Source organism: Streptomyces sp. HUAS ZL42, from assembly GCF_040782645.1.
Lineage (GTDB): Bacteria > Actinomycetota > Actinomycetes > Streptomycetales > Streptomycetaceae > Streptomyces.
In genome coordinates, this window is the sequence record NZ_CP160403.1 from 6003813 (window position 1) to 6017029 (window position 13217).

Consider the following 13217-nt stretch of genomic DNA (forward strand, 5'->3'; position numbering starts at 1 on the left):
CGGGTGTCCCGTCGATGCCCACCGGTTGTCCACAGGACGGGAGTTGTCCACAGGCTCCGGCCGGGTCCGCCGGCATGGCGTACGGTGCGGCGCATGGCAAGTGTGCTCGTGGTCGAGGACGACCAGTTCGTACGCTCGGCGCTGATCCGGCATCTGACCGACGCCGCGCACACGGTGCGCAGTGTGGGTACGGCACTGGAGGCGCTGCGCGAGGTCGCCCATTTCCGTTTCGACGTCGTCATCCTGGACCTCGGACTGCCCGATCTCGACGGGTCCGAGGCCCTGAAGATGCTGCGCGGCATCACGGACGTACCGGTGATCATCGCCACCGCGCGGGACGACGAGACGGAGATCGTCCGGCTGTTGAACGCCGGGGCGGACGACTACCTGACCAAGCCGTTCTCGGTCGAGCACCTGTCGGCGCGCATGGCGGCCGTCCTGCGGCGGTCCCGTACCGCCGCCGGAGAGGGCCCGCCGTCCACCGTCCTGCGCGTCGGCGGCCTCACCGTCGACCCGCTGCGCCGCCAGGCCGAACTCGACGGTGTGCGCCTCGACCTCACGCGCCGCGAGTTCGACCTGCTCGCCTTCCTGGCCGGCCGGCCAGGTGTCGTCGTACCCCGCAGGGAACTGCTCGCCGAGGTGTGGCAGCAGTCGTACGGCGACGACCAGACCATCGACGTCCATCTGTCCTGGCTGCGGCGCAAGCTGGGCGAGACGGCCGCGCGGCCGCGCTATCTGCACACCCTGCGCGGAGTCGGAGTGAAGCTGGAGCCGCCCGGGGGAGTGGAGTTGTCGCCATGAGATGGGCACTGGTCAGGGTCTGTCTGGCGGTCACGACGATGGTCGTGGTCGCCTTCGCGGTCCCGCTCGGACTCGTCATCAAGGAGATGGCCCGCGACCGTGCCTTCTCCAACGCGGAGCGGGAGGCCGCGGTCGTCGTCCCCGCGCTGTCCATCACCACCGACCGCGACCAGTTGGAGCGGGTCGTCGCCTCGGCGGGCTCCGACGACGGGATGGCCGTGCACATACCGGCGAGCGGCGGCAAGGCGGCCTTCGACCTCGGCCGGCAGCGCTCCGCCGACGAGGACATCGCGGCCGTGCGGAAGCTGGGGCGCGCCTCGACCACCTCCGTACCCGGCGGCTCCAGCCTGCTGCAGCCCGTCGCGCTGAGCTTCGGGACCGTCGTCGTCGAGGTGTTCGTCCCCGAGTCCGAGGTCAGCAACGGTGTGTACACGGCCTGGGCGGTGCTCGCCGCGGTCGGCGTCGCGCTGATCGTCGGCTCGGTCGCCGTCGCCGACCGGCTGGGCGTGCGGATGGTGCAGCCGGCGCAACGGCTGGTCGAGGGCGCGCACGAGCTGGGGGAGGGCAAGCTGGGGGCGAGGGTGCCGGAGGAGGGGCCGACCGAACTGCGGCTCGCGGCGGTCGCGTTCAACTCCATGGCCGACCAGGTCGTACAACTCCTCGCCAATGAGAGGGAGTTGGCCGCCGATCTGTCGCACCGGCTGCGTACGCCGCTCACCGTGCTGCGGCTCAACGCCGCCTCGCTCGGCGACACTTCCGCCGCCGAGCAGACCCGGGCCGCGGTCGCGCAGCTGGAGCGCGAGGTGGACACGATCATCCGTACGGCCCGGGAGGCCAAGCCGCAGACCGCGGCCGCCGGGCCGGGAGCCGGCTGCGACGCGGCCGAGGTGGTCCGGGAGCGGATGGCGTTCTGGTCGGCGCTCGCGGAGGACGAGGGCCGCAAGGTGCGGGTGGCGGGCGTCGAACGGCCGGTGCGCATACCCGTGGCCCGCGCCGACCTCGCGGCCGCACTGGACGCGCTGCTCGGCAATGTCTTCCGGCACACCCCCGAGGGCACGGCCTTCGCGGTCGACGTGCACAACGGCGACGACGCGGTGATCGTGCTCGTGTCCGACGCGGGGCCGGGGATCCCGGATCCGGCGGCGGCGATGGCGCGCGGGCGGGGGTCGGGGAGCGACGGGTCCACCGGGCTGGGCCTGGACATCGTGCGCCGGCTCGCGGAGTCGACGGGCGGGGACGTGCGGATCGGGTCGTCGGTGCTCGGCGGTACCGAGGTGCGGATATGGATCCAGCTGGACGGGCGCGAGCGAGCGCCCCTGCGGCGGGGGCACCGGGGCTCCGTCCGCCGTCGCAGGCGTGGTGCGGGCGTGCGCTGAGCCCCGAATTGGTCTCTACCTTTAACCGTCCCCGATCCCTTCCTTAAGCGCGCCATAAGATCGCCAACGCCCGTCCGGTTGACGGGAATTGCCCGATTCCGGATCGCTAGCGTGCTGCCGCATCCCATCCCCGGGAACCCCGTGAGCAGCGAAGGCAGGCAGGCGATGAGCACGCACCGGCGCAAGGTCAGTGGCAGGAACAAGGTGATCGGCGGTGTCGTCGCCGCGGCCGTCGTGGGCGGCGGTGCGGTCCTGCTCACCGGCACCGCGCAGGCGGCCGGCGTCGGCGCCGCGTACACCAGGACCAGTGACTGGTCGACGGGCTACACCGCGCAGTACGTCGTCACGAACAACAGTGGCGCGACGCAGAAGGACTGGACGCTGGAGTTCGACCTGCCGTCGGGCTCGAGGCTGAGCTCGCTGTGGAACGCCGAGTCGAGCGTCAGCGGGCAGCATGTCACCGTGAAGCCGCCGAAGTGGGACACGGACGGGCTGTCCGCCGGCGAGTCGGTCACCGTCGGCTTCGTCGTCAACGGCACCGGCAACCCGACCGGCTGTCTCATCGGCGGTGCGAAGTGTTCCGCGGACGACGGCGCGACGCCCGAGCCGAGCGGCCGCCCGACCCAGTCGGCGACCCCGACCGCGACCCCCACGGTCAAGCCCACCCCCACGGCCTCCCCCTCCCAGAGCCCCGGCACCGGCACACCCGCGTCCGCCGGCTTCGCCCCGTACGTCGACACCTCTCTCTACCCGGCCTTCGACCTGCTCGCGAGCGCCGCCGCGACCGGCGTGAAGAACTACAACCTCGCCTTCATCACCGACGGGGGCGGCTGCACCCCGAAGTGGGGCGGGGTCACCGACCTCGGCAGTGACGGTGTGGCGTCCCAGATAGGCGCCCTGCGGGCCAAGGGCGGCGACGTCCGCGTCTCCTTCGGCGGGGCCGCCGGCTCCGAGCTGGCCACTACCTGCTCGTCGGCGGACGCGCTGGCGACGGCGTACGGCAAGGCCGTGGACGCCTACAACCTCACCAAGGTCGACTTCGACGTGGAGGGCGGCGCGCTGCCCGACACGGCTGCGAACACACGCCGGGCCCAGGCGATCGCGAAGCTGCAGCAGCAGCATCCGAACCTGGACGTCTCCTTCACGCTCCCGGTCATGCCGGAGGGCCTGACCCAGGACGGTGTGAACCTCCTGGCGAACGCCAGGTCCAACGGTGTGAAGATCAACACCGTCAACATCATGGCGATGGACTACGGCCCCGCGTACAGCGGCGACATGGGTACCTATGCCGAGCAGGCCGCCACGGCAACTCAGGCCCAGATCAAGAGTGTTCTCGGCCTCTCCGAAAGCGCCGCCTGGAAGGCCGTGGCCGTCACTCCGATGATCGGCGTCAACGACGTCGCGTCCGAGATCTTCAAGGTCGACGACGCGGCCCAACTCGTCGATTTCGCGAAAGCGAAGGGTCTCGGCTGGCTGTCGATGTGGTCCGCCGGCCGCGACAAGCAGTGCCCCGGTGGCGCGAAGAACTCCGCGGACGCGACCTGCAGTTCGATCCTCCAGGACGCCTTCGCCTTCTCCAGGGCATTCGGCGCCCTCGGCTAGACCGCACTGCCCTCGGGAGCACGGGACGCACGGCCAACCGGCCGCGCGTCCCGTGTTGCTTCTTGATCGTTTCCGTGGGGGTGCGCGGTGATGTCGATTACGTTTCGACAAATGAAGGCGCGAGGTGTTGACGGGGTACCGAACGAAGGGCTGTCATTACGCCACCATGTTCGGTCACGTTGGTTTCTGGTCGGTTCCGACCGACTGTGGCGCGACGCATCATGACCCGAACCCTGTCGTCAGGAGCCGTTCATGCATGACCTTTCTCCTTCCGGTCCGTCCCTCCCCGCACCGAGCCGCCGCACCCTGCTGCGCGGCATGGGCGGGGCCGCCGTCCTCGGCGCCGGCATACCGCTGCTGAGCGCCTGCGGCGGCAGCAGCAGCGCCTCGGACCCCAAGACCGTCAGTGTTGGCTCCAACGACTCGGACGCCGTGCCGAAGAAGGCGTACGCGGATGTCTACGCGGACTTCAAGAAGCAGTCCGGCATCACCGCCAAGGTGAACACGAAGGACCACAACACCTTCCAGGAGCAGATCAACTCGTATCTGCAGGGCACCCCGGACGACGTGTTCAAGTGGTTCGCCGGTTACCGCATGCAGTTCTTCGCGGCCAAGAACCTCGCCTCGCCGATCGACGACGTGTGGGAGAAGATCGGGGGCAACTTCCCCGAGGCGATGAAGAAGCTGTCCAAGGGCGCGGACGGCAAGTACTACTTCGTGCCGATGACCACGTACCCGTGGGCGATCTTCTACCGCAAGAGCGTCTTCCAGGCCAAGGGCTACACCGTCCCCACCACCTGGGACGAGCTGGTGGCGCTGTGCAAGCAGATGAAGAAGGACGGCCTGGTCCCGATCGCGTTCGGTGACAAGGACGCCTGGCCGGCGATGGGCACCTTCGACCAGATCAACTTCCGGCTCAACGGCTACGACTTCCATGTCGAGCTGATGGCGGGCAAGGCCGCCTGGACGGACGCCAAGGTCAAGGCGGTCTTCGACCACTGGGCCGAGCTGCTGCCCTACCACCAGGACGGGTTCATGGGCCGCACCTGGCAGGACGCCGCGCAGACGCTGGTGTCGAAGAAGGCCGGCATGTACCTGCTGGGAACGTTCGTGGCGCAGCAGTTCACCAACAAGGCCGACCTGGACGACCTCGACTTCTTCGCCTTCCCGGAGATCAACTCGCAGTTCGGTCAGGACACCGTCGAGGCGCCCACCGACGGCTTCATGGTCAGCAAGGCCCCGAAGAACAAGGACGGCGTCGCGAAGCTGCTGGAGTTCCTGGGCACCCCGCAGGCCGAGGAGCTCTACCTCAAGGGCGACCCGAGCGTGGTGGCCGCCTCCAACAAGGCCGACACCTCCGCGTACTCGGCGCTGCAGAAGAAGGCGTTCGAGATGATCGGCCAGGCCAAGTCCCTGACGCAGTTCATGGACCGCGACTCCCGCCCGGACTTCACCTCCACGGTGATGCAGCCCGGTCTGCAGAAGTTCCTCCAGAACCCCAAGGGCGTCGACAGCCTGCTGTCCTCGATCGAGCGCCAGAAGAAGACGATCTTCGCCTCCGCATGACCTCCGAGACGACCACGAAGAGCCCGGAGGCGGCAGCCGTGCCGCCTCCGGGCCACGCGCCTGAGAAGAAGCGGGTCCCGCAGGGCCACCAGCGCCTGCTGACCCGCCGTGACCGCATCACGCTCGCCTTCATGGCGGGCGTGCCCACGGTTTTGCACGTGGCCCTGGTCTGGGTCACCGCCATCGCCTCGATCGCCCTGGCCTTCACCACCTGGGACGGCATCGGCTTCGACTCCATCAAGTGGGTCGGCTTCGACAACTTCAAGCAGTTGTTCAGCGACAACCCGCAGTTCTGGCCGGCCGTCCAGCACAACATCATCTGGTTCGTCGCGCTGATCCTGATCCCCACCCCGATGGGCCTGTTCCTGGCCGTCCAGCTGGACAAGAAGATCCGCTTCAGCCGGGTCTACCAGACCGCGTTCTTCCTGCCCGTCGTGATGTCCCTGGCCGTCATCGGATTCGTCTGGCAGCTGATCTACAACCCCGACACCGGCCTGATCAACAGCCTCATCGGCGCCAACGAACCCGGCCACTACATCGACTGGATCGGCGACCCCGACCTCAACCTGTGGGCCGTCCTGGTCGCCGCGTCCTGGCGGCACACCGGCTACATGATGATCCTCTACCTCGCCGGCCTCAAGGGCGTCGACCCGGCCCTGCGCGAGGCCTCCGCCCTCGACGGCGCCAATGAGTGGCAGACCTTCAAAAACGTCGTCTTCCCCACCCTGCGCCCCACCAACACCGTCGTCCTGGTCGTCACCATCATCGAGGCGCTGCGCGCCTTCGACCTGGTCTTCGTGTTCAACAAGGGCGCCCAGGGCACCGAACTGCTCTCCATCCTGATCACCAACAACATCATCGGCGAGTCCAGCCGGATCGGATACGGCTCCGCGATCGCCGTCGTCCTCCTGGTGATCTCCCTCGCCGTGATCATCCCGTACCTGATCGCGACCTTCCGGAAGGAGCGGCAAGCGTGAGCACCCCCACCGCCGCGCTCGGCCGGCAGCGCACCCCCCTCCGTCCGGCCCGGGTCCTGCTGCACGTGTTCCTCGTCGTCACCGCGCTGGCCTGGCTCGGCCCGCTGCTGTGGGCGATCTTCGCGGCCCTGCGCCCGTACGCGGAGACCAGCAACAAGGGCTACGTCTCCTGGCCGGACAAGCTGACCTTCGACAACTTCACCAACGCCTTCGAGCAGTCCGACATGCTGCACTACTTCGGCAACACGCTGCTCATCGCGGTGCCCGCCGTGCTGCTGACGCTGTTCCTGTCGTCGATGGTCGCCTTCTACGTCAGCCGCTTCGACTTCCGCCTCAACATCTTCCTGCTGCTGGTCTTCACCGCCGGCAACCTCCTCCCGCAGCAGGTCATCATCACCCCGCTGTACCGCATGTACCTGCTCATCGACCTGCCCGGCATCACCATGAGCGGCAAGCTCTACGACTCCGCCCTCGGCCTGGTCCTCATCCACATCGCCTTCCAGTCCGGCTTCTGCGCCTTCGTCCTGAGCAACTACATGCGCATGCTGCCGCACGAGCTGACCGAGGCCGCCCTGGTCGACGGGGCCTCGGTATGGCGGATGTACTGGCAGATCGTGCTGCCGCTGTGCAAGCCCGCCATGGCCGCCCTGGCCACCCTGCTGTCCATCTGGATCTACAACGACTTCTTCTGGGCCATCGTGCTGATCTCCACCGGCGAGAACATGCCCATCACCTCGGCCCTGAACAACCTCTCCGGCCAGTACTTCACCGACCCCAACCTGGTCGCCGCCGGCGCCCTGCTCACCGCCATCCCCACGCTGATCGTGTACTTCGCGCTCCAGCGCCAGTTCGTCAGCGGCCTCACCCTCGGCGCCAACAAGGGCTGACGCCTCGACAGGCAGCTCGGCCCCTTTCCGTGAAAGAGATCTCAGTGCACCACCTCTTCACCCCCGTCGCCTCCGTGCCCGTGGACCCGGGCCGTGCCCGTGTCCACGAGGAGGGCTGGCAGTCCTGGAGCCCCAGCGGCGCCTACGCCCTCGACGCGACGCCGTACCGCCCGACCAACGGCAACTGGGCGACGGTCTGCTATCGGCCGGGCGTCACCGTCCCCGCCGGCACCTTCCAGGGCGAGGGCCTGCTCGCGCTCGACCCGGGCGACGGCTCACCGGTCCGGCTGTGGGCGGCGGTGGATCCGACCCGTGAGGTGCCGTCCGTCCGGCTCGTCGTGACGGACGGCGTGGCGCACGTCAGCGCCGACGGCCCGGTCAAGGAGTGGACGGGCACGGACATCCAGTCGGTGCTGGCGGACTGGGCGTTGGGTCTCGGGGTCGAGGCGCCCCGCCCGGCGCCCACTGTCTGGTGCTCCTGGTACGAGTACTTCACCGCGGTCACCGAGGACGACATCCACGAGAACCTCCGTGCGATGGACACCCTCGACCTGCCCATCGACGTCGTCCAGATCGACGACGGCTACCAGAAGGCGCTGGGCGACTGGCTCACCCTCTCGGGCCGCTTCCGCTCCCGTGCCGGGATCGCGGACGCCATCCGGGCGCGGGGCCGCAGGGCGGGTATCTGGACGGCACCGTTCCTGGTGGACCCGGCGAGCGACCTGGCCACCGAGCACCCGGACTGGCTGGTCCGGGACACGGCGGGCGGCTTCGCGCACGCCGGCCGCAACTGGGGCCACGACCTGCGAGTCCTGGACACCACGCACCCGGAGGCGGCGGCGTACCTGACGGAGGTCTTCCGGACCCTGCGCGCCGAGGGCTACGACTACTTCAAGGTCGACTTCCTGTACGCGGGCGCGCTGGACGGCGTACGGCACTCCCCGGCGGACGCCCTGACGGCGTACCGCGAGGGCATCGCGCTGATCCGCGAGGCGATCGGCGATGACGCGTACCTGCTGGGCTGCGGCGCGCCGATCCTCCCGTCGATCGGCCTGTTCGACGCGATGCGCGTCAGCCCGGACACGGCGCCGCACCGCCTCCCCGAGGCCGGCGACTACAGCCAGCCCGGCCAGGACCCGGCCGAGTTCACCGGCGCCGGACGCCAGTGGCAGCACGGCCGCCTCTGGGTCAACGACCCCGACTGCCTGATGGCCCGCCCCGCGGTGGAGACCCGGGAGCAGTGGGCGGCGCACGTCAAGGCGACGGGCGGACTGATGGCGTCGAGCGACCGCCTGCTGTCACTGGACGAGTGGGGAGTCTCCACGACTCGCCGCCTCCTCTCGGGAGCCGCCGAGTGAGCCGCGAACTGAAGGTCCCCGGCATCGCGTACGGCGGTGACTACAACCCCGAGCAGTGGTCCGAGGAGGTCTGGGCCGAGGACATGCGCCTGATGCGCGAGGCCGGGGTGACGATGGTCAGCGTCGGCATCTTCTCGTGGGCGCTCCTCGAACCGAAGGAGGGCGAGTACGACTTCTCCCTCCTGGACCGGGTCCTCGACATGCTGTACGCCCACGGCATCGCCGCCGACCTGGCGACCCCGACGGCCGCGCCCCCCGCCTGGTTCTTCAAGGCCCACCCGGAGGCGCTGCCGGTCGACAAGGACGGCCGGGCGCTGTCGTACGGCAGTCGCCAGACGTTCTGCCCGAGCAGCCCGGCCTACCGGACGGCGGCCCTGCGCATCGCGGGTGAGCTGGGGCGGCGCTACGCCGGCCACCCCGCGGTGGTGATGTGGCACGTCCACAACGAGTACGGCTGCCACAACGCGGAGTGCTTCTGCGACGAGAGCGCGGCCGCTTTCCGCCGGTGGCTGCGGGCGAAGTACGCGGACGACCTGGGGGCGCTGAACGAGGCCTGGGGCACACGGTTCTGGAGCCAGTGGTACTACGACTGGGACGAGATCCTGCCGCCGCGGGCGACGGGCGCGGTCCCGAACCCGACGCACCGGCTGGACTGGCGCCGCTTCTGCAGTGACGAACTGCTGTCGCTGTGCAAGGCGGAGCGTGAGGTGCTGCTGGCGGCGGCCCCGGACCTCCCCGCCACCACCAACTTCATGGTGATGCACAACTTCGACGCCCTGGACTACTGGCGCTGGGCCCCGGAGCTGGACATCGTCTCGAACGACCACTACCTCCAGTCCACCGATCCCGAGTCGGAGATCGACCTGGCGTTGAGCGGCGACCAGGTGCGCTCCCTGGCGGGCGGCGCGCCATGGTTGCTGATGGAACACTCCACGGGTGCGGTGAACTGGCAGCCGGTCAACCGGGCCAAGCGTCCCGGCGAGCTCCGCCGCAACGCGCTGGCCCATGTGGCGCACGGCGCGGACGGCATCGCGTACTTCCAGTGGCGGGCGGCGAAGGCGGGCGCCGAGCAGTGGCACTCGGCGATGCTGCCGCACGCCGGGACGGACAGCCGGATCTGGCGGGACGTGATGGCGCTCGGCGCGGACCTGAAGGCCCTGGCCGAGGTGCGCGGCAGCAGGGGCGTCGCCGAGGTGGCCGTCGTCTGGGACTGGGACGCCCGCTGGGCCGTCGAACTCCCCTCCCAGCCGAGCGAGCTGGTCCGGCACGCGGAGCTGGTCCGGGCCTGGTACGAGCCCCTGTGGCGTTCGGGCGTCGCGGTGGACTTCGTCCGCCCGGACGCGGATCTGTCCCCGTACCGCCTGGTCCTGGCGCCGAGCCTGTACCTGGTGGACGACGCGGGCGCGGCGAACCTGACGGGATTCGCGGAGCGCGGCGGCACGCTGGCCGTCGGCTTCCACAGCGGCGCGGTCGACGAGAACTGCCATGTCCGGCTGGGCGGTTACCCGGGCGCGTTCCGGGAGGCACTGGGCGTACGGACGGACGAACTGTTCCCGCTGCTGCCGGGGGAGACGCTGGACCTGAGCGGGGGCGGCACGGCATCGCTGTGGTCGGAGCGGGTGAGCCCGGCCGGCGCGGAGACGGTGGAGTCGTACACGTCAGGCGTGCTGACGGGCGGCCCGGCGGTCACCCGTCACGCGTACGGCACGGGCACGGCCTGGTACCTGGCAACCCGACCGGATCCGGCAACGCTGGCCGCACTCCTGGACCGCATCCGCACGGAGGCGGGCGTGGAGCCGGTCCGGGTGACGCCGGAGGGGGTGGAGGCAGTGCTGCGGCGCGGTGCGGACGCCGACTACCTCTTCCTCATCGACCACGCCGGCAACGGCGCGGAGGTGGCGGTCGCTGCGGACGCGGTCGAACTCCTGACGGGCAAGCCGGTGACGGGCGGCACGGTGAGCGTCCCGCCGGGGGAGGTCGTGGTGGTGCGGGAGCCGCGCGGCTGAGGGGCCCGTCGTCGTCCTGGGCGCTGCGGGGCAGGGTTCGGTAGGTCGCGGTGCGGACGACATGCGGGGCGGCACGTCCCCTCCGCGTGCCGCGCCCCGTCCCCTCCGCGTGCCGCGCCCCGTCCCCCGACTCATCCACCGTGACCGGCCCCCCGACCGGTCCCGGTCGATCCCCCGGGCCCTACACCCCCTCGACCACCGGCAACGCCCCCGTCCGCGCCGCCTCTCCGTACCAGCGCGCGCTCGACTTCGGCGTGCGCTCCAGGGTGGCGTAGTCGACGTACACCGCGCCGAAGCGCTTGTCGTAGCCGTACGCCCACTCGAAGTTGTCCATCAGCGACCAGAGGTAGTAACCGCGGACGTCCGCGCCGTCGGTGATCGCCCGGCGCACCGCCGAGAGGTGACCGTGCAGGTAGGCGATCCGCTCCGGGTCGTGAACACGGCCGTCGGGGTCGGGCTTGTCGTCGTAGGCCGCACCGTTCTCCGTGATGTACAGCGGCAGGCCCGGGACCTCCCTCGCGTAGCGCATGATCAGCTCGTGCAGGCCCGTCGGGTCGATCGTCCAGCCCATCTCCGTGCGGTCGCCGGGGGTCTGATGGAACGCCACGTCGTCCGCGCCCGGCCACGGTGAGAACTCGCTCGCCCCATGGCCGTCCGCGCGCGGGCCCTTCGCCGTCGTCTCCAGTGCCGAGACCAGAGCGGGGGTGTAGTAGTTCAACCCCAGTGCGTCCAGCGGCTGGTTGATCGTCTGTACGTCGCCGTCCAGGACGTACGACCAGTCCGTCAACGACGCCGTCGCCGCGAACAGCGTCTCGGGGTACGCCCCGTGCAGCATCGGGCCGTGGAAGACCCCGTTGGCCAGGTCGTCGATCTTCCGGGCCGCCGCCAGGTCCGCCTGGTCCTGCGAAAGGGGCCGTACGACGGAGGAGTTGAGGCTGATCGCGACCGTGTTGCGGGCCGGCATCACCGAGCGCAGGGCCGACGCGCCCAACCCGTGCGCCAGGTTGAGATGGTGGGCCGCCTTCAGTGAGGCCGCCGCGTCCGTACGGCCCGGCGCGTGCACCCCGGACGCATAGCCCAGGAACGCGCTGCACCACGGCTCGTTGAGCGTGATCCACTGCTCCACGCGGTCGCCCAGCGCCTCGCCGACGATCTGCGCGTACTCGGCGAAGCGGTACGCCGTGTCGCGCTCCGGCCAGCCGCCCGCGTCCTCCAGCTCCTGGGGCAGGTCCCAGTGGTACAGCGTGACGGCGGGCTTGATGCCTGCGGCCAGCAGCTCGTCCACCAGACGGCGGTAGAAGTCCAGGCCCACCTGCACGGCCGGGCCGCGGCCGGTCGGCTGGACCCGGGACCAGGAGATCGAGAAGCGGTACGCGGTCAGGCCCAGCTCGGCCATCAGCGCCACGTCGTCGCGGTAGCGGTGGTAGTGGTCGACAGCGATGTCACCGGTCTCGCCGCCGACCGTCTTTCCCGGCGTATGGCTGAAGGTGTCCCAGATCGACGGGGTGCGGCCGTCCTCCCGCACCGCCCCCTCGATCTGGTACGCGGACGTCGCGGCGCCCCAGAGGAAGGCGGGAGGAAAGGTCACCGGGGTAACGGGCTCAGGCATGGAAGCGCTCCCATTGGTGGTCGTCGAGACCGACGGAAGGAAAGAGGGGGGAAGGGAGGGGAAGAGGAGGGGGAGGAAGGGGCCGAGGCGGCGGTGACCCGGCCCCCGAGGACATGAGGGAGGGTGCGTCAGCCCTTCACGGCGCCCTGCATGATGCCGCCCACGATCTGCTTGCCGAAGATCGCGAAGACCAGCAGCAGCGGCAGAGTGCCGAGCAGCGCGCCCGCCATGATCAGCGACTGGTCGGGGGTGTACCCGCGGCCGAGGCCCGCGACCGCGACCTGCACGGTCGGGTTGCCGCTCTGGGTGAGGACCAGGAACGGCCACAGGAAGTCGTTCCACGTCTGGACGAACATCAGCATGCCGAGCACGGCCATCGCAGGACGTGCGGCGGGGAACACCACGTGCCACACCACGCGCCAGCTGCTCGCGCCGTCCACCCGCGCCGCCTCGATGATCTCGTCGGGCAGGGCCTGGAGCAGGTACTGCCGCATGAAGAACACACCGAACGCGCTCACCAGCGAGGGGAAGATCACCGCCTGCAGCTGGTCGGTCCAGTCGAGCCTGGCGACCATCATGTACAGCGGGATCACGCTGAGCTGCGGCGGCACCATCATCGTGCCGATCACGATCAGCATCATGGCGTTACGGCCCCGGAAGCGCAGCTTGGCGAAGGCGAAACCGGCGATCGTCGACAGGAACACGATCGTCGCCGCCGAGACGCCCGCCACGAACGTCGTGTTGACGAACGCCTCGCCCAGATTGGCGTCGTTCCAGGCGATGTCGAGGTTGTCGAAGAGGTTCGAGCCGAACCAGAAGGGCGGCGGGCTCTCCGCCAGCCGCTGGTTGTCGCGCGAGGCTGCGATCGCCGTCCACACCAGCGGGAACAGCGAAACCATGCTGAACAGGGCGAGGATGACGTACGCGATGGGGCCCGCGTGCATCTGGCCGCCCGCACGCGCGGACTTGGGACGGCGGACGCGCCGTGGCTCCTCGGGAGCGGCGTCCGCGGGTTTCGTCAGGGTCGTCGTCACG

The 13217-nt window shown here is 69.9% G+C and carries 10 protein-coding genes; 8 read left to right on the forward strand and 2 right to left on the reverse strand.

Annotated features, from left to right (window positions below):
* The first annotated feature begins 93 nt into the window (after positions 1 to 93).
* The 8 genes from ABZO29_RS27605 (at position 94) to ABZO29_RS27640 (ending at position 10573) form a co-directional block, all read left to right on the forward strand.
* A complete protein-coding gene (locus ABZO29_RS27605; protein WP_367322866.1) occupies positions 94 to 801 on the forward strand; it encodes a response regulator transcription factor in 708 nt (235 codons plus the stop codon).
* Positions 798 to 2177: a sensor histidine kinase gene (locus tag ABZO29_RS27610; RefSeq protein WP_367322867.1), complete on the forward strand. Its 1380-nt coding sequence runs from the start codon at positions 798 to 800 to the stop codon at positions 2175 to 2177. Before ABZO29_RS27605 ends, ABZO29_RS27610 begins: the two co-directional genes overlap by 4 nt.
* Positions 2178 to 2342: 165 nt before the next feature.
* Positions 2343 to 3779 (forward strand): cellulose binding domain-containing protein, encoded by a 1437-nt coding sequence (locus tag ABZO29_RS27615; RefSeq protein WP_367322868.1) that lies wholly within the window; start codon positions 2343 to 2345, stop codon positions 3777 to 3779.
* 252 nt (positions 3780 to 4031) lie between these two features.
* Entirely contained in the window at positions 4032 to 5345 is a 1314-nt protein-coding gene (locus ABZO29_RS27620; protein ID WP_367322869.1) for an ABC transporter substrate-binding protein, read from the forward strand.
* Positions 5342 to 6322 carry a carbohydrate ABC transporter permease gene (locus ABZO29_RS27625; RefSeq protein WP_367322870.1) on the forward strand — a complete coding sequence of 327 codons (981 nt, stop codon included), beginning with the start codon at positions 5342 to 5344 and terminating at the stop codon, positions 6320 to 6322. The genes ABZO29_RS27620 and ABZO29_RS27625 overlap by 4 nt, the downstream gene beginning before the upstream one ends.
* Positions 6319 to 7209 (forward strand): carbohydrate ABC transporter permease, encoded by an 891-nt coding sequence (locus ABZO29_RS27630; RefSeq protein WP_367322871.1) that lies wholly within the window; start codon positions 6319 to 6321, stop codon positions 7207 to 7209. Before ABZO29_RS27625 ends, ABZO29_RS27630 begins: the two co-directional genes overlap by 4 nt.
* Positions 7210 to 7253: 44 nt before the next feature.
* On the forward strand, positions 7254 to 8567 hold the full coding sequence (locus tag ABZO29_RS27635) for a glycoside hydrolase family 36 protein (protein WP_367326266.1): 1314 nt from the start codon (positions 7254 to 7256) through the stop codon (positions 8565 to 8567).
* A complete protein-coding gene (locus ABZO29_RS27640; protein ID WP_367322872.1) occupies positions 8564 to 10573 on the forward strand; it encodes a beta-galactosidase in 2010 nt (669 codons plus the stop codon). The genes ABZO29_RS27635 and ABZO29_RS27640 overlap by 4 nt, the downstream gene beginning before the upstream one ends.
* A 181-nt stretch (positions 10574 to 10754) precedes the next feature.
* Here ABZO29_RS27640 and ABZO29_RS27645 read toward each other — a convergent pair whose 3' ends face one another.
* Positions 10755 to 12182, reverse strand: coding sequence for a GH1 family beta-glucosidase (locus ABZO29_RS27645; RefSeq protein WP_367322873.1), 1428 nt, complete (start codon positions 12180 to 12182; stop codon positions 10755 to 10757).
* Positions 12183 to 12310: 128 nt separating this feature from the next.
* Positions 12311 to 13216 carry a carbohydrate ABC transporter permease gene (locus ABZO29_RS27650; RefSeq protein WP_367322874.1) on the reverse strand — a complete coding sequence of 302 codons (906 nt, stop codon included), beginning with the start codon at positions 13214 to 13216 and terminating at the stop codon, positions 12311 to 12313.
* Position 13217: the final 1 nt, after the last annotated feature.

Excerpts from the sequence above, each read along its gene's own strand:
- ABZO29_RS27605 (WP_367322866.1), top strand. The coding sequence starts at position 94 with ATGGCAAGTGTGCTCGTGGTCGAGGACGACCAGTTCGTACGCTCGGCG.
- ABZO29_RS27610 (WP_367322867.1), top strand. The coding sequence starts at position 798 with ATGAGATGGGCACTGGTCAGGGTCTGTCTGGCGGTCACGACGATGGTC.
- ABZO29_RS27615 (WP_367322868.1), top strand. The coding sequence starts at position 2,343 with ATGAGCACGCACCGGCGCAAGGTCAGTGGCAGGAACAAGGTGATCGGC.
- ABZO29_RS27620 (WP_367322869.1), top strand. The coding sequence starts at position 4,032 with ATGCATGACCTTTCTCCTTCCGGTCCGTCCCTCCCCGCACCGAGCCGC.
- ABZO29_RS27625 (WP_367322870.1), top strand. The coding sequence starts at position 5,342 with ATGACCTCCGAGACGACCACGAAGAGCCCGGAGGCGGCAGCCGTGCCG.
- ABZO29_RS27645 (WP_367322873.1), bottom strand. The coding sequence starts at position 12,182 with ATGCCTGAGCCCGTTACCCCGGTGACCTTTCCTCCCGCCTTCCTCTGG.